At 38.2% G+C, this 16,571-nt stretch carries 16 protein-coding genes; 7 read left to right on the top strand and 9 right to left on the bottom strand.

Annotation, left to right across the window (positions count from 1 at the left end; translation table 11 throughout):
* Positions 1-125: 125 nt before the first annotated feature.
* Genes BN1243_RS18835 through mnhG form a run of 7 tightly spaced genes read left to right on the top strand, consistent with a single transcriptional unit; the run spans position 126 to position 5,896 of the window.
* Positions 126-2,531 carry a Na+/H+ antiporter subunit A gene (locus tag BN1243_RS18835; RefSeq protein WP_062109447.1) on the top strand — a complete coding sequence of 802 codons (2,406 nt, stop codon included), beginning with the start codon at positions 126-128 and terminating at the stop codon, positions 2,529-2,531.
* Positions 2,528-2,950, top strand: a complete 423-nt coding sequence (locus tag BN1243_RS18830) for a Na(+)/H(+) antiporter subunit B (protein WP_062109445.1) — start codon at positions 2,528-2,530, stop codon at positions 2,948-2,950. The genes BN1243_RS18835 and BN1243_RS18830 overlap by 4 nt, the downstream gene beginning before the upstream one ends.
* On the top strand, positions 2,950-3,291 hold the full coding sequence (locus BN1243_RS18825; RefSeq protein WP_062109443.1) for a Na(+)/H(+) antiporter subunit C: 342 nt from the start codon (positions 2,950-2,952) through the stop codon (positions 3,289-3,291). The genes BN1243_RS18830 and BN1243_RS18825 overlap by 1 nt, the downstream gene beginning before the upstream one ends.
* Positions 3,284-4,765, top strand: coding sequence for a Na+/H+ antiporter subunit D (locus tag BN1243_RS18820; RefSeq protein WP_062109441.1), 1,482 nt, complete (start codon positions 3,284-3,286; stop codon positions 4,763-4,765). Before BN1243_RS18825 ends, BN1243_RS18820 begins: the two co-directional genes overlap by 8 nt.
* 24 nt (positions 4,766-4,789) lie before the next feature.
* The gene (locus tag BN1243_RS18815; RefSeq protein ID WP_062109439.1) at positions 4,790-5,266 is read left to right on the top strand and encodes a Na+/H+ antiporter subunit E; all 477 of its coding nucleotides are present in this window, start codon (positions 4,790-4,792) and stop codon (positions 5,264-5,266) included.
* Positions 5,266-5,550, top strand: coding sequence for a Na(+)/H(+) antiporter subunit F1 (locus BN1243_RS18810; RefSeq protein WP_062109438.1), 285 nt, complete (start codon positions 5,266-5,268; stop codon positions 5,548-5,550). The genes BN1243_RS18815 and BN1243_RS18810 overlap by 1 nt, the downstream gene beginning before the upstream one ends.
* Entirely contained in the window at positions 5,534-5,896 is a 363-nt protein-coding gene (gene mnhG / locus BN1243_RS18805; RefSeq protein WP_062109436.1) for a monovalent cation/H(+) antiporter subunit G, read from the top strand. The genes BN1243_RS18810 and mnhG overlap by 17 nt, the downstream gene beginning before the upstream one ends.
* 96 nt (positions 5,897-5,992) lie before the next feature.
* On the opposite strand, the gene BN1243_RS18800 is transcribed toward mnhG, so the two are convergent.
* The 9 genes from BN1243_RS18800 to BN1243_RS18760 all read right to left on the bottom strand — a co-directional run bounded on the left by BN1243_RS18800 (position 5,993) and on the right by BN1243_RS18760 (position 16,495).
* On the bottom strand, positions 5,993-6,589 hold the full coding sequence (locus BN1243_RS18800; RefSeq protein WP_230200257.1) for a DUF7305 domain-containing protein: 597 nt from the start codon (positions 6,587-6,589) through the stop codon (positions 5,993-5,995).
* On the bottom strand, positions 6,573-6,953 hold the full coding sequence (locus tag BN1243_RS18795; protein WP_062109432.1) for a PaaI family thioesterase: 381 nt from the start codon (positions 6,951-6,953) through the stop codon (positions 6,573-6,575). The genes BN1243_RS18800 and BN1243_RS18795 overlap by 17 nt, the downstream gene beginning before the upstream one ends.
* A 124-nt stretch (positions 6,954-7,077) precedes the next feature.
* Positions 7,078-10,122 (bottom strand): type I restriction endonuclease subunit R, encoded by a 3,045-nt coding sequence (locus tag BN1243_RS18790; protein WP_062109430.1) that lies wholly within the window; start codon positions 10,120-10,122, stop codon positions 7,078-7,080.
* Between the two features lie 12 nt (positions 10,123-10,134).
* Complete coding sequence (locus tag BN1243_RS18785; RefSeq protein ID WP_062109428.1) at positions 10,135-11,346, bottom strand: restriction endonuclease subunit S; 1,212 nt, start codon at positions 11,344-11,346, stop codon at positions 10,135-10,137.
* Positions 11,339-13,123, bottom strand: coding sequence for a type I restriction-modification system subunit M (locus BN1243_RS18780; protein WP_062109427.1), 1,785 nt, complete (start codon positions 13,121-13,123; stop codon positions 11,339-11,341). The genes BN1243_RS18785 and BN1243_RS18780 overlap by 8 nt, the downstream gene beginning before the upstream one ends.
* 220 nt (positions 13,124-13,343) lie before the next feature.
* On the bottom strand, positions 13,344-14,099 hold the full coding sequence (locus tag BN1243_RS18775) for a type II toxin-antitoxin system VapC family toxin (RefSeq protein WP_062109423.1): 756 nt from the start codon (positions 14,097-14,099) through the stop codon (positions 13,344-13,346).
* A 2-nt stretch (positions 14,100-14,101) separates the two neighbouring features.
* Entirely contained in the window at positions 14,102-14,335 is a 234-nt protein-coding gene (locus BN1243_RS18770; protein WP_062109422.1) for a hypothetical protein, read from the bottom strand.
* A gap of 490 nt (positions 14,336-14,825) precedes the next feature.
* Entirely contained in the window at positions 14,826-15,083 is a 258-nt protein-coding gene (locus tag BN1243_RS18765; RefSeq protein WP_407638867.1) for a hypothetical protein, read from the bottom strand.
* 95 nt (positions 15,084-15,178) lie between these two features.
* On the bottom strand, positions 15,179-16,495 hold the full coding sequence (locus BN1243_RS18760; protein ID WP_062109420.1) for a Na+/H+ antiporter family protein: 1,317 nt from the start codon (positions 16,493-16,495) through the stop codon (positions 15,179-15,181).
* Between the last annotated feature and the right edge of the window lie 76 nt (positions 16,496-16,571).

Raw genomic sequence — 16,571 nt, 5'->3', positions numbered from 1 at the left:
GTTCTATTGATCCGTTCCTACCTATTTAATAACTAAATAAACCTTCAATTGTATCTTGTGAAACAAAGTGGAATCTACGTTATAATCTTAATAATGTGTTCGATGTTAGTAAAGGAGGATTTTCATTGTCACTGTTGCATATCGCTATATTGGCACCATTATTACTTGCAATCTTCATTCCCTTTGTTTATAAAAGATTCCGTTCCATACATACTGGTTGGTTTGTTCTTTGGCTACCTGCCATTTTATTCATCTATTTTCTTCAGTATCTCCCTGATATTAAAAATCAAGGATTCGTTGAAAAGACCTTCAATTGGATTCCTTCATTGGGGATCAACTTTACCGCTTATGTGGATGGTCTTGGGTTACTGTTTGCACTGCTGATCACAGGAATCGGAACATTGGTTGTTTTCTACTCCATTTATTATTTAGCGAAGGATAAAGAGAACCTTGGTAGCTTTTATGTCTATCTCCTAATGTTTATGGCGGCCATGTTAGGTGTCGTTCTCTCAGATAATCTAATTGTCCTATATGCGTTTTGGGAGCTGACGTCTTTTTCATCGTTTCTATTAATTGGTTTCTGGTACACGAAAGAACGCTCACGCCATGGCGCCCAAAAGTCGATGCTAATTACAGTATTTGGCGGTCTTTCTATGCTCGGGGGATTCATCATCCTTTCGTTGTTAACTGGTACATTTAGTATTCGTGAAATTATTTCCCAGGCAGGAGAAATTAGTACAGAGCCTTTCTTTATTCTTGCTTTAGTCCTTGTACTATTAGGAGCTTTTACAAAATCTGCACAGTTTCCATTCCATATCTGGCTTCCTGATGCAATGGAAGCTCCAACCCCTGTTAGTGCTTATTTGCACTCGGCAACGATGGTTAAAGCAGGCATTTACATCGTTGCAAGAATGAGTCCAGTTTTTGCAGAACAAGGATTATGGATTTGGCTTGTTGGTGGAGTTGGTTTACTTACTCTATTTTGGGGTTCATTCAACGCTGTAAAGCAAACTGATTTAAAAGCAATTCTCGCCTTTTCTACTATCAGTCAATTGGGAATGATCATGTCCATGCTTGGCTTAGGGGCCGCAGCACTTCATTATGACCATTTATCGGAAAATATTTATATGGGTGCTACAGTTGCAGCTGTCTTCCACTTAATCAATCATGCAACCTTCAAAGGAAGTTTGTTTATGGTTGCAGGCATTGTCGATCATGAGACAGGGACACGTGATATTCGCAAACTTGGTGGGCTCATGCAGTTTATGCCGATTACAGCGACAATTGCTTTCATCGGTACATTTTCAATGGCTGGTCTACCACCGTTTAACGGTTTTCTCAGTAAAGAAATGTTCTTTACTAGCGTGATTCATGTACTAAGTCTAGATATTTTCAATTTAGAAACATGGGGTGCACTCTTCCCAATTCTTGCCTGGATTGCGAGTGTCTTCACGTTTGTGTACAGCATGATGCTTTTCTTTAAGACTTTCAGAGGCCAATACCAATCTGAAAAGTTGAAGAAGAAACCGCATGAAGCACCAGTAGGGATGTGGATTCCTCCTGCAATTTTGGGCTCTCTAGTTATTCTAATTGGCTTTTTCCCAAATCTCTTATCAAATACGATTCTTAAGCCAGCTGCCGAAGTCATCCAATCACCATTAATTAATGAGGGCCATTCTTTCGATATTCATATTTCTTTCTGGCACGGTTTTAAACCAGAACTGTTTATGACAATTGGAGTTATCGTGGTTGGAGTACTTTTATATAAAACAATGCCTAAATGGACAGCAATTTATAATAAGTTCCCTTCTTCTCTATCGTTGAACCACTTGTATGATCAAGGACTTGTTCATACAGAAAAAGGGTCAAATAAAGTAACGGATTTTTATATGAATGGTTCCATTCGTAACTATATGGTTTATATCTTTATTGCGTTCATTGGTCTACTGACCATCACGATCATAAAAAAAGACGCCTTTTTCATGGATAAATCTGACCTTGCTCCGATTGGGATATATGAAATTGTGTTAACGCTCATTATTGTAGCTGCAGCCATAACTATTTTAATGGCAAAATCAAGATTAACATCGATTATTGCATTAGGAGCGATTGGCTATACCGTAGCCTTATTCTTTGTATTATTTCGAGCACCAGATCTTGTTCTGACCCAGCTTGTCATTGAAACAGTTTCGGTTGCGCTCTTCCTGCTTGCTTTTTATCATTTACCGAAAATCAATCGAAAAGAAGAGCGAATGAGGTTTAAATTAACTAATGCAATAGTCGCTGCAGGGGTTGGGATTGTTGTAACGATCATCGCCCTCTCTGCCCATAGTAATAAATTATTTAAGTCTATTTCAGAGTATTATATTGAAAACACAGCAGATAAAGCAGGCGGCGGAAATATGGTCAACGTCATTCTTGTTGACTTTCGTGGGTTTGATACGATGTTTGAAATTGCTGTACTCGGGATTGCCGCGCTCGGTGTTTACGGGATGATTAAACTAAGACTTTCAAGGAGGCAGGATCGATGAAAACGAATGATCTCATTTTACAAACCGCAACGAAAACAGTTGTTTTCATCATTTTGCTTTTTGCACTTCATATCTTCTTTGCCGGTCATTATTATCCTGGCGGAGGATTTGTTGGCGGACTGCTTACATCCGGAGCAATTGTCCTTCTCTTGCTTGCATTCGATGTGAAAACGGTAAAGAAGAGCTTACCTATCAATTACCGATTAATGATTGCAGTCGGCCTTCTTTTCGCTATTGGAACAGCAGTTGGTTCATTTTTATTTAATGTTCCTTTACTGACGCATGCGTTTGGATATTTTACACTTCCTCTTCTCGGAAAAACATCACTGCATACCGCTGTCTTGTTTGATATTGGAGTCTACCTCTGTGTAGTTGGAGCAACGATGACGATTATTGAAACGATTGGAGTGAGTGAATAATGGAAATCCTCATGTCCATTCTAATTGGATTGCTTTTTGCAAGTGCTGTTTACTTAATGCTCTCGAAAAGCTTGTTGCGCATCATTATTGGAACAGGTCTCTTAAGCCATGGGGCCCATCTTTTGCTCTTAACAATGGCCGGTTTAAAACGGGGGACTGTTCCACTTCTTGGAGAAGAAGCAACAAACTATACAGACCCAATACCTCAAGCACTTATACTAACAGCGATCGTAATTAGTTTTGGTGTTACAGCATTTTTCCTTGTACTGGCCTACCGTGCATACCAGGAATTGGGAACAGATAACATTGACGAGATGAGAGGTTCTAAAAATAATGATTAATTTACTCATATTGCCCATTATTATCCCGCTCTTAACAGCCGTGATCTTAATGTTTTTTGCAAAAAAAGTAGTCATTCAGCGCTGGATCTCCGCCATCTCTTTAAGTGGTACTTTGATCGCATCACTGATCTTAATTAATAAAATTGATCATGATGGTATTCAAACGCTGAATATTGGAAGCTGGCCTGCACCTTTTGGAATTACCCTTGTGTCGGACATGCTATCAGCTTTGCTCGTTGCGACTACTTCACTCATTGCCCTTTGCTCTGTAATCTATTCTTTTTATTCGATCGGCAAGGCACGAGAGAATTTTTACTATTATTCTATAATTCAATTCCTTATTGTTGGTGTAAACGGGGCATTTACTACAGGCGATATTTTTAATATGTTTGTCTTTTTTGAAGTGATGCTCATGTCTTCTTATGTACTGCTTGTCATTGGAGGAACAAAAATCCAACTTCGTGAATCAATAAAATACATTTTGGTCAATGTCACTTCATCAGCACTATTCGTCATTACCGTCGGGTATTTGTATTCTGTAGTTGGTACGTTAAACATGGCTCATATATCCGAAAGAATTGCGGAGGTCGATCAACCAGCGATCTTAACAGTTATTGCAGTGCTGTTCCTAATCGTTTTCGGTTTAAAAGGAGCGATTTTCCCGCTCTACTTCTGGCTTCCTGGTGCTTACTATGCGCCACCCGCTCCCGTTATGGCTCTCTTTGGTGCACTACTTACAAAAGTGGGAGTCTATTCGATTATGAGAACATACACCTTGTTTTTCTATCATGACACAGGCTTTACGCATGAAATCCTTGCTGTCTTAGCACTGCTAACTGTTATTCTTGGCTCCATTGCAGCAATTGCTTATAAAGATATTAAGAAAATTGTTATTTACAATATTATCATCGCCATTGGTGTAATTGTTTACGGAATCGCGATGATGAATTCAGATGGATTAAGTGGGGCTGTTTTTTATTTAGTCCATGATATGATCATTAAAGCAGTATTATTTTTACTTGTCGGAATCATCATTGCGATTACAGGTTCTAGTGATTATCGTAAATACAGTGGACTAATTCGCCACTATCCAATCCTTGGCTGGACATTTTTTATAGCCGTGTTGGCACTCGCTGGAATCCCGCCTTTAAGCGGATTTGTAGGAAAGCTACTAATCGCAAGCGGAGGCTTTGCGGCAGGTGATGCCGTCGGGGCACTGATCATTTTGCTTTCTAGTCTGTTTGTTCTCTATTCACTCATGCGAGTATTTCTAAACAGTTTCTGGGGCGACCCAGCTGGCAGTTCTGTTAATAAGGATATTCCTGTTGGGAAACTCTTGATTCCAGTAATTGCATTAGTAGTAGTTGCTGTTTTTTACGGTGTATGTTCCGAATGGATAAACGGCTATATCATTCAAGCTACTGAAGTATTGATGCAGCCAGAAATCTATATAAAGGCTGTCCTTAATAGGTAGCTTGGGCCAAAGGAGGCACGCACATTGGCTTTTCAAATATTATTAAATTTTTTACTTGCATTTTTATGGATGATTTTTGAAAGTTCCTTTTCGATCAATACCTTTTTAATCGGATATTTGCTTGGGCTTTTGATTCTTTTAATTATGCGGCGCTTTTTCAACTCGAGATTCTATTTATGGAGGGTAATAGCGATTGTAAAATTGCTGCTAATTTTTATCAAAGAATTATTTCTATCCAATCTTGCTGTATTAAAACTAGTATTACGTCCAAAACTCAATATCCGTCCAGGAATTTTCGCTTTACAAACGAAGCTCGAGTCCGGTTGGGAAATTACTTTGCTTGCAAACTTGATTACATTAACTCCTGGGACACTAGTTGTGAAGTTGTCCGACGATAATCAAACATTGTATATCCATGCGATTGATATACAAGAAGTCGAGGATGCTATTGAAGGGATTAAAAACTCCTTTGAAAAAGCCATTTTGGAGGTGAGCCGCTAATGTTAGATATTATTTTTAAAATTGCTTTAGTCGGCTTTTCCCTCTCTTCACTCATCTTACTTATTCGTGTTATTAAGGGGCCAAGCGTCCCAGACCGTGTTGTTGCTCTTGATGCAATGGGAATTAACTTGGCAGCTATTACGGCTCTCGTCTCTATGATCCTAAACACATCTGCCTATCTAGATGTCATTTTGCTATTTGGGATTCTTTCCTTTATTGGAACGATTGCATTCTCCAAGTTTTTAGAGAAAGGGGAGATCATTGAAAATGAACGGCGCAATTGAATGGATTATTGCAATCTGCATCTTAATTGGTACGTTTCTAAGCATTGTAGCTGCTTTCGGAGTCATTCGACTTCCCGATGTCTATTCAAGGAATCACGCAGCCTCTAAATCGACAACATTAGGAGTTCTCTTCACTCTAGTGGGAGCATTAATTTTTTATTATGCTGAGGACGGCATTATCAACGCCAGACTATTATTAGGAATCTTGTTTATCTTCATCACCGCTCCTGTTGCCGGGCACCTTATTAGCCGAGCGGCGTACAATACCGGTGTGAAACTAGCGGAACGGAGTGTACGAGATGACCTTGCGAAGACAGGTGAGAAAACGCGAAAAGATGGCTTGTAGAGGATAGCAGGTAAAACCTAAATATCGCGGTAATCAAACAAGCAGGAGAGAAATAAGTCCTATTCTCTCCTGCTTGTTTTAAAATGCTGGCAGATTCTATTCTTTCTCGAGTAATTGCTTTTTCTTTATAAGCCATTCTGTTGGATTGTTGTTACCATTTTCTTTATTAATGCCTTCAATTGAAATGGGGCCTTTTATAAAATCCATATCTTTCTGATGAAGTGTCGCTCCTCCTGTACCGCTATATGACTTGGCGATAAGAGTACCGTTAATTGTGCCATTTGAATGATCAAAGTGCGCATATGGGGCGAATATTAAAGGTGAAGTAGCCCAAGTTCCTCCAGATACTTTAAAACTTTGACCACCAGAAAATAAATTTCCTTTTACACCAGCACCGGCACCAAGGTCTATGTCTCCTTTTTCCGCATAAATGGAACCATAAATCTCTTGGCTCCCGCGTAAAAGTAGACCTTGAGAACCTTTTAGAAAGAGATTGAATTTGTTAACATCCCCATTTCTATTTATCGTACTTCCACTTCCAAACGTCGTTTTGTTCGTAACATAAATGGTTAGTTTCCCATCCCCGATGATATGAATATGTCCATTGGTCAAGTCTAAATGATCGACAACAATTTCTTTATCTGTCCTACCTGTATTAACCATTAATACTATCTTTTTACTTTTTGGGAACAATCGCGATCGTACATCGTGACACACAAATCAACTGCTCTTCTTCATCTTTAATTTTGACATCCCATATCATCGTACTTTTCCCTTTATGGAGTACTTCAGCTGTAGCTGTAACAATGCCATCTTTTTTCGCTTTAACATGGTTTGCATTAATCTCTAAGCCAAAACAAATTTCTTTTTCTAAATCAATCATCGTTGTAGCACCATAGCTAGCAACTGTTTCGGCAAGTGCAACAGATGCTCCCCCATGCAAATACCCATATGGCTGTTTCGTTCGTCCATCTACAGGCATCGTTGCCGTTACTTTTCCGTGCCCTACTTCAAGAAATTCAATTCCAAGAGTTTCGATTAATGTTTGCTTTTCCATTTAAACTTTTCCCTTCCTAATCACAAAAGCCCCCTTATGAGGCGACCTTCACATGTATATTTTATTAAAGTCCCTCAGTGCAGTAAAATATCACAGTACCAAGGGACCTCCTTTAATACCTTTCCTACTCTAGAGCTCTAAACCACCTATATAAATCTTTCGCTAATAGTGAGTACACTACATTATAATAATTTTCGTCAGCCCCAAATAGTTTCCCATATGCACTTTGGCCTTGTGCGTATTCATCCATTACTTTATCTTGAAAAACATCTTTAAACAAATTGTGAATAAACATTTCTGCGCTATTATTCTTCGCCATATTCACTACTTTTGCATCCGGTTTCTGTTTAAATGATTTATATAAGGTTTCCAACAACACCTTATCAGCCTCTGTGAATTCATCTGGGAAGCGTTCGTTCACACGATAAATGATTTCTTCTAGGGAATCCCGCTCCTCAGGTGGTTTAATCCCTGCATTTATTTCTTTCGGATTGCTTAATATTCCACTTTCAGAGTCTTCTGCGACGAGCATGATCTCGCCTTCAAAATCCTTTTGTAGTTTGTAATATTCCAGTTTAACTTTATCAGTGATATCGACTTTTTCCCGTTGTTCTTTCGGAATGAACTTTAAAAGATAGTTTGTAAAAATGCTTTCTTCTAAAAGTTGCCTATCAAACGTGCGGTCTAATTGAGAAATATAATTGTACCATTTACCAAAATTGCGCAACGTAACACGAAACTCATATTGAGTATCTTTCGGAAGATCCTCATACCGCTCAATTATTGGCTTAAACAGGCTGGAAATCCGTCCTAACAAACGTTCATCTTGTTTCTTCTGCGCCTGTTTGACAAGCGTCAATACTTGATCAATATCCTCTTGATTATAGATCGCATATTTCCTCAATTTACTTTGTGTATCATAAATTAAGTTAATATTGATTTCACTATCTAAAGTGGTGACTTCATAAAACGGCTGGAAAGCTTGTAAAATCTCTTCTTCACTGTTGACAAAATCTAGTATAAACGTATCTTTCTTCCCTGGTATCGTGCGGTTTAAGCGTGATAATGTTTGAACTGCCTTCACACCGCTTAATTTCTTATCGACAAACATCGTATGGAGTAGCGGTTCATCAAAACCTGTCTGATATTTTTCAGCAACAATTAAAAGATTGAAATCATCTGTATGGAAGGCTTCCTTTAATTGATTTTCTTTAATCCGTTCTCCGCCCTGTGTAATATTCATCCCTGGTTCGGTATATTCCACACCTTCATCCGTAACAGAACCAGAGAAAGCAACTAACACATCCAAGTCCTTATAGCCCTTTTCTTTAATGTATGATTTGAATTCTTGCATATAGCGCACAGCATGTAAACGAGATGGTGTGACAACCATCGCTTTCCCACGCCCGCCAATCTCCTTTATTGTAACGGCCCGGAATTGTTCCACCATAACCTCTGTTTTTTGGCGCAATACCCAAGGGTGAAAAGATTGATAACGCGCAATCGCCCGAACTGCTTCTGTCTTCGGGAGTTCAGGATTATCCTCAATTTCCTTTGCAATCCTGTAAGATGTTTTATAGGTCATATAGTTTTTCAATACATCTAAAATAAAGCCTTCTTCAATCGCTTGGCGCATGCTATACACATGAAAAGGTGCAAAACTGCCATCTGGTTGTTTCGTTCCAAACATTTCAATCGTTTTCTCTTTCGGTGTTGCCGTAAAAGCGAAGAAACTTAAATTTTGGTGGTGTCCTTGAGCAAGTAACGTTTTCACTAACTCATCTTGATCATCTAAAGTAGTATTTTCAATTTCCTCTTCAATCTCTTGAAACTCTTTTAGTGTCGCTTCTTTATCAGCTAAAGCCGCTTTTAACTTTTGAGCGCTGTTCCCTGTTTGCGAAGAATGGGCCTCATCGACAATCACCGCAAAATTTCTGCCACTTGCGGCATCAACTTCTTGATAAATAATCGGAAACTTTTGCAGCGTTGTAATAATAATTTTCTTACCATCATTGATCGCATTTTTTAAATCCTGCGACGTTTTCTTGTCATCAATTGTCTCGACTTGTCCTGTTGTATGATCAAAACTCATAATCGTGTTTTGCAATTGCCGGTCTAAAACAGTACGGTCTGTTACAATAATCGTCGAGGTAAAAATCGGGTTATTTTCCTGATCATGAGCAGAAGCTAAATGGTAGGCGAGCCAAGCGATACTGTTAGACTTTCCAGACCCTGCACTATGTTGGATTAAATAATTTTCGCCACTGCCATGCCCTTTCACATCGGCAAGCAGTTTGCGGACAACATCAAGCTGGTGATAGCGAGGAAAAATGAGTGTTTCTTTCGTTACTTCCCGATTTCCTTCCTTTTCCCTCTTCACTTCCAAGTTCATAAAGCGCTGAATAATGTCCATGACATTGTCACGGTGAAGGACTTGTTCCCAAAGATAAGCTGTTGGATAACCGTCTGCATTTTTAGGATTACCCTTTCCGCCGACATGGCCTGGACCATTGGAGCCTTGGTTAAACGGCAGGAAATACGTCTTCTTCCCCGCTAATTTCGTCGTCATAAAGACCTCATAATGGTCTACAGCAAAATACACTAAAAATCTGGTATTGAAGCGAAGAACCAATTCTTTCGGATCACGATCCTTTTGGAATTGTACTTTTGCATTTTCAACCGACTGACCTGTGTACTGGTTTTTCAACTCTAGGGCGACAATCGGAATCCCGTTTAAAGAAAGCACCATATCAATCGTATTGCGGTTTTTCGGACTGTAAGCAAATTGACGTGTACACGTAAAACGATTCGCCTCATACTTTTCGAGCACATCATAATTCAACCCGGAAACAGGCTTAAAGTAGGCAACTTTTAAGGGAACACCACGGTCTTTGATGCCATTACGCAAAACATGTAGCAACCCATGCATGTTTACTTCTTCATTGAACCGTTTCAAAAACTTTCGGCGGGTGTCTTCCTTATAAATCTTTTCATACCGTTCCCATTGTTTCGGTTGTGTTTCCTGAATAAAATTTAGCAACTTATCTAAATCAAGTCCAATCGACGCATTAAATTGTGAATCTTGGAATCTCTCTTTTTGCCATCCACCATACTGCGTTAAACTTGTTTCAATATCTTGTTCAAAACGAATTTCTTTCGTTTCAACCAAACCCATCACCCCCTAGACTTCTTTTTTCCCCGTGACGTATTCGTAGATTAGGGATTTTTTGTAGTGTTCTAGTTCGCTTAGCAATTGCTCCTTTTGCTCAAGCATAGAATTTATCTGTAATAGTTTACTATCCAAAAACTCAACTATCTCCTTTTGTTCTTTCAGAGATGGAAGAGGTAAATAGAAATTTAAAAATTTATCTGTTTGTAATCTCCATCTGCCTAGATTGGAAACTCCCTGCCCCAATCCATAAAAAATCTTATTCATATAACATACTTGGAATACATATAAATAAAACTTACTGAAAACTAATTTTCCATTTCTTGCGTGAAAAGCTCTATAATCTGGACTCGTAACACCTTCTTGAGTTGCTACATCAACCCAGCCAGTTAATAAATCCATATGATTCATTACAAAATCCCCCGGCTTAACAATTTGATATTTACTATAGTCTGCAGCCATTTGTCCTTCATTTCGACTGATATCTTTAACCTTCAATCCAGATTGAGTGACAGATAATACATCGTGGCCAGTTTGATTGGCAATATCTTTTTTAATAGAAAATAATCTATTAATTTTCGTTAAATCCCAGTTCTTAGGAATATGCCCCATCCATTCAATCCCGCTGTCTTCCATTTCTACATTCTTATCCAACCCTTTTGTTACGGCTTCTGTAATTAAGGATTGCTTGTATTTTTTTAATTCTTCGATGGAATGCTGAGTATTTTTGATAATTCCATCAATCTTTTCAGTACTTTTTTTGACTTTTTCCCCAATGCGTTTCTGTGTATTGATATCTGGATAGGCAATATATTGTTTAAGAACTTTACTCGATGTAATTAAAGGTTGAGCATTGGAAGTAGATAGATTTTGTAGATTCATAGCTTCAAGTAAAAAGGCAAGAAAACTTTTATCTATGTTAAAATGATTTACAATTAATGCATTATCTGTTGCCCAAGCATTATTTTTGAGGACAGTTATTTTTCCAGCGCTACCTACACGGCCTATTAATAGGTTACTTTCATTGACATTATATTTATTTGTATATCCCAGTAAAGAACCTCCGCCATAAATAGGATATGGAAACTCATCATTTTTTTCTATTTGTTTTTCTATAGGTTCTCCTGAATGTAATTTAATAAAGTATTTGCTTTTAGAAATATTCCAGCTCTTAGGAATTTCTCCAATCCATTCAACCCCCGAATCCTTCATCTCCCTACTCACCACTACTCACATCCTTACCAGACAACGCCTCAAAGTTCGCTACAATCGATTCTTCCAATTTTTTAATACGTTCCGCGATCACTTCAGATGGCTCTGGGGCTGTGTATTTATAAAACAAGCGAGTGAATGGGATTTCATACCCAATCTTGTCTTTTTTACGATCCATCCAAGCATCTTGATTGAAAGGTACTACTTCGCGTTCAAAATAGGCTTGGATATCTTCTCTCAACGGAATATCTTCTGTATCACGTAATTTTGTATCGGCGACTGGTTTTCCCTTTTTCAAAATGATGTTGCCTTCTGCGTCTCGTTCAGGACTCTCGACGGTTACTTTCGTGAAGCCAAATTCTTCGTTGTCAAATACTTTGGATTCTACCATTCTTTCATCCAAATAATATTCTTTATTACCAAATTCTCCATAAGCCTCAACAATCACTTTGCGACATTCTTCACTTATATCGACACGCTTTTCCCCAATACTTTTACGACGCTTTTCAAACATTTTAGAAGCATCAATTAATTGAACTTTGCCTTGTCGTTCAGCCGATTTATTTTTCGTCAAGATCCAAACGTATGTTGAGATGCCTGTGTTATAGAACAAATCTGTTGGCAATTGCACTATCGCTTCCAACCAATCATTTTCAATGACATATTGACGAATCGCGCTTTCGCCACCACCGGCATTTCCTGAAAACAAAGCCGAACCATTATGAACAATCGCCATCCGCCCTTTTTTTTTCAATTTAGAAATTCCATTGAGCTGAAATAACAATTGACCATCACTAATTTTCGGTAACCCGACACCAAAACGGCCATTTTCTCCTTTTCGGTGTTCTTCTTCAACATTCTTTTTATCCTTTTTCCAGTCAATTCCAAAAGGAGGATTGGAAATGCAGTAATCGAATGTATAGCCTTCAAATTGATCATGGGATAATGTGCTACCTAAAGCCATATTGTCAGGATTTCCGCCGCGAATCATCGTATCGGCTTTCGCAATTGCATATGTTTCTGGATTAATTTCTTGACCAAAGGTACGTACTTCCGCACTCTTATTAAAGTCATGAATCCTCTCGATCATCGCCGATAGCATTTGCGATGTTCCCATTGTTTGGTCATACACTGTTTTCACGACATCTTCCCCAGTTAACGTTTCGCGGTCTTCCGCTAATAACAAGTCTGTCATTAAATAAATAATATCGCGGCTCGTGAAATGGGCTCCTGCTTCTTCGTTATAACTCTCCGAGAATTTTCGGACTAACTCTTCGAAAATATACCCCATATCTGTACTTGTCACTTTGTCAGGTCCTAAGTATGATTCTTTTTTATTGAATTCTGTGATGACATGGTACAATGCGTCATTGTCTGCCATATTGGTAATTTCCATATCAAATTTAAAGTTTGCAATAATATCTTGCATATTATCAGAGAAACCGTTTAAATAGGCTTTAAAGTTAACCTCAATATTGGCTGGATCTGCAAGCAATGTTTCAAATGTATAAAGACTCGTATTATAGAAAGAATAGCCAGAAGCTTTTTCCAAGAATCGATTGCGCATTGTTTCATTCATATCTTTAAATTGTTCAGCCGCTTTTAAAACGGCTTCACGTGTTGGCATTAACGTATCATGTAGGCGTTTAATGACCGTCATTGGAAGTATAACCTTCCCATATTCATGTGGCTTATAAAGGCCGCGTAAAATATCGGCTACGTTCCAAATCAGATTGGCTTGTTTCTGAACATTGATGGATGTTTGAACATTACGATTGAATTCATTCATTGTATATTCACCTTTTTATTGTTTTCATATGGTTAAAGTTAGATAGTAGTTCCATTTTTCTACTAAGGATATAGTCCTATCAAAATGATACCATAGCTTCAAAAAATAGAGTGGCGTTTTTTTAGAAATGTTAAAAATAGACATATATTACTCATATATACATCAAAAACACTTCCCGCTATGGAAGTGTTTTTGTTTAAGTAAATAAATAAAGACTATGCTATGCCACTTTTATAATTCTAGTTGATAAAGAGGCCTCTCTAGAATAGAAATGATTCAGAAAATCCCCATCAAGTGTCGCTAGATAATTATATTCATTTTCTTGAGCGATCGCCAAATGGAAAGAATCGGTAATATCCAGTTGAAATTGTTTCATAAATACTGTAGCTGCGAAATATGATATATCTCCTGTTGAGTCCAAAATTTCGACTACTTCAAAGCCTGCCTCAACCGTCATCATATGAATGAATTCTTCAAAGGTATCAACTGCTGCACGATAAAAGACATCTAATTTTTTTCGATTTTCTTCATCTTTTTTGGCTAATTTGATTAATTCCATTACTTTTACATGAATATTGATATTTTTATTGTAGAAGCTAATGATTTCTTCACGTTTTGCCAAGCCGTATAAAAATCTAATACCATCTATATCTAACAATTTAATTCTCTGTTCGAAAGATAATTTATTAAGGCCATCTCTTGTCTGGTTGATGAGTTTATTGTTTCGATGATAGGTTTCTAATGCTCCTAAAATATTCATTTGAAAAAGTCGATTGATTACTTCAGCTATAGTATGATTACTAACCCCTAAAATTACTCCTGGATGATCTGACCAAACATCAAGCACTCTTGCAACTTCAGGGCGACGATCATCATCTAGATCCAAAAAAGCCAATATAAAACAAGCATCTAAATAAATAGATGCTCCAGAGAAATCTTCCTGATCAACTTGTTCTCCCCCGATAATAAAGTCCATACCTATCTCCCTTGCTTATGTAGTTCCGATAGGGTTCGTCCGAAAGCACCATGAACACCAATGGAATTTGAAATCTCAAGAGCACTCCGTTTTTTCTTTGGATTTTTTACAATCTTTCTACCAACTGTTTTAGTTGGAGCCGCTTTTGTCAGAGGCATTGAAAGCATTTTTACCACCTCATCACTATATTTTTGGGAATTATTCTTATCGTTATCACTATTTCTACACATGTCCATAATATTCCTCCTCATTTGGAGAATTAATTTACTCTTTTCCCTTTTTCTTACTCCTTAAAACTTATATGAAAATCGATCAGAAACATGGTCATATCAATTATTGTTTCCGAACTTTATGGATTTTATAAGTAATAAAGGCCACGAGTTAGACTCATGACCTTTTTTCACTAAATTATTTAGGGGGCGGTTTGTGACGGCCTTGACTATTCCTTCTGTTTCCGTTGTCATTTGCAAGGATTTTTGATCAATAGAATCCAAAAGGACACCCTAATATAAATATTTTTTAATTATGTTTTATTTAGCTTTTAAAAAAACAAGTACTTAAAGAAGAAGGCAGTTTGGGTGATTTGAAAAGTCAACTCATTCTGCGTAGAAATCTGTACAATGTACGACTACCCGTCGGCACAAGGTAAAGCCCCCAACTAAGAGGGCTTTGGAACTTACCCATTTTATTATTAATCTGGAGCATTGTTCTCCAAGTCATTCCACTCTATCTGTATGGGACACCATAACCGCCGTACGGACCTGGACCAGGTGGATAACCTGGATAACCTCCGTAACCACCGTATGGACCAGCTCCATAAGGGTATGGTCGTGGTGGATAACCTGGGTAGTACGGACGCGGTCGTAAAAATGCATTAGCAATTCCACCGCCGAGCAACCCCCCTACAAATCCTCCTAATAAAGGAGCCCCGAAGAAAAAGCGATTTGCAGGATAAGGTTCTGGACCACGATAATGATTCATCATTTTAGCTACCTCCTTTGTCTATGAGCAAAAGCTCTTCCCTATTTGTTTATGCGACAAGAAGGCGGATGGACTGGGCAATTCCCCCAGTTTTCCTACTATAAAATCATGGCGGCAATCCAACCAAAAATGACGAGTGGAATATTATAATGCAAAAATGTTGGAACACAGGAATCCCAAATATGATTATGCTTTCCATCGGCATTTAACCCTGCTGTAGGTCCAAGTGTACTATCGGAAGCTGGTGATCCCGCATCGCCTAATGCGGCTGCTGTTCCTACGATGCTAATTGTTGCAAGCGGGCTAAAACCAAGCTCTAGAGCAAGCGGGACAAAAATCGTTGCAATGATTGGGATCGTAGAGAATGATGAACCAATTCCCATCGTAACAAGAAGACCGACTAGCAACATAATTAGGGCTCCTAATGATTTATTGTCTCCAATTAAATTTGCAGCATTTTGGACAAGCTCATTTACATCACCTGTTTTATCTAAAACCTCTGCGAATCCAGACGCAGCGATCATTGTAAATCCAATAAAAGCCATCATTTGCATTCCTTGCGAAAACAAAGAGTCGGCTTCGCTCCAACGAATCGATCTTGTAATATACAATACGGTTATTCCAGCAAGAGCCCCAAAGATCATCGAGTCTGTCACAATTTGAACGATCATCGTGACAATAATGGCGATAAGAGAAAAAATTACACCACGGATCGTATATCCCTCTTTTTCCTGATTTTCTGTCACTGACTTAGATTGATAACTGCGTGGCTTACGATAAGATATGAATATAGCAAAGAGTAATCCTAGAAACATTCCACCAACAGGAATGAGAAGAGTTCCCGATATTTGCGACAATTGCACATCCAGGCCATTTTTAGAAATATTATCGACTAATAATTGTTGAAACAGCTGACCAAAACCAACTGGTAGTAAAATATATGGAGCCGTAAGACCGAATGTCAGCACACATGCAATGAGTCGGCGATCAATTTGAAGCTCATTCATTATATAAAGCAAAGGTGGAATGAGCAAAGGAATAAAGGCAATATGAATCGGGATTAAATTTTGTGAAAAACATGAAATCGTGAAAATCACAAAAACGATTAATGTCTTCGATAACTCTCTTCCACGTGAGTCTTCTTTTTTACTAACGATTTTCAAAACCTTTTCCACAAGCCATTCCGGAAGTCCTGCTTTAGAAATAGCAACAGCAAAACCACCAAGTAAAGCATAACTCAAAGCAATATTGGCTCCGCCGCCAACCCCGGCACTAAAGGCATCTATCGATTCACTAACGGTTAAGCCCCCAGTTAATCCGCCTACAAACGCCCCGGCAATTAAGGCAAAGACAACATTCACTCGTAGTAAACTTAAAATCAACATAACGATAACAGCAATAACAACAGCATTCATATTAAAACCTTCTTTTTTTAAATTCTTTAGCTTGCTAAATTGGTAGAGTGATAAAATATAATGATAAGGTTAACCT

The sequence above is a fragment of the Bacillus niameyensis genome (assembly GCF_001375535.1).
Taxonomy (GTDB): domain Bacteria; phylum Bacillota; class Bacilli; order Bacillales; family Bacillaceae_C; genus Lederbergia; species Lederbergia niameyensis.
This window is presented reverse-complemented; position numbering and strand designations above follow the sequence as displayed.

What these genes read in the sequence shown, in the direction of transcription:
- BN1243_RS18830 (WP_062109445.1), top strand. Translation starts at nt 2,528, where the DNA reads ATGAAAACGAATGATCTCATTTTACAAACCGCAACGAAAACAGTTGTT.
- BN1243_RS18825 (WP_062109443.1), top strand. Translation starts at nt 2,950, where the DNA reads ATGGAAATCCTCATGTCCATTCTAATTGGATTGCTTTTTGCAAGTGCT.
- BN1243_RS18820 (WP_062109441.1), top strand. Translation starts at nt 3,284, where the DNA reads ATGATTAATTTACTCATATTGCCCATTATTATCCCGCTCTTAACAGCC.
- BN1243_RS18810 (WP_062109438.1), top strand. Translation starts at nt 5,266, where the DNA reads ATGTTAGATATTATTTTTAAAATTGCTTTAGTCGGCTTTTCCCTCTCT.
- mnhG (WP_062109436.1), top strand. Translation starts at nt 5,534, where the DNA reads ATGAACGGCGCAATTGAATGGATTATTGCAATCTGCATCTTAATTGGT.
- BN1243_RS18795 (WP_062109432.1), bottom strand. Translation starts at nt 6,953, where the DNA reads ATGGAAAAGCAAACATTAATCGAAACTCTTGGAATTGAATTTCTTGAA.
- BN1243_RS18780 (WP_062109427.1), bottom strand. Translation starts at nt 13,123, where the DNA reads ATGAATGAATTCAATCGTAATGTTCAAACATCCATCAATGTTCAGAAA.
- BN1243_RS18775 (WP_062109423.1), bottom strand. Translation starts at nt 14,099, where the DNA reads ATGGACTTTATTATCGGGGGAGAACAAGTTGATCAGGAAGATTTCTCT.
- BN1243_RS18770 (WP_062109422.1), bottom strand. Translation starts at nt 14,335, where the DNA reads ATGGACATGTGTAGAAATAGTGATAACGATAAGAATAATTCCCAAAAA.
- BN1243_RS18765 (WP_407638867.1), bottom strand. Translation starts at nt 15,083, where the DNA reads ATGATGAATCATTATCGTGGTCCAGAACCTTATCCTGCAAATCGCTTT.
- BN1243_RS18760 (WP_062109420.1), bottom strand. Translation starts at nt 16,495, where the DNA reads ATGAATGCTGTTGTTATTGCTGTTATCGTTATGTTGATTTTAAGTTTA.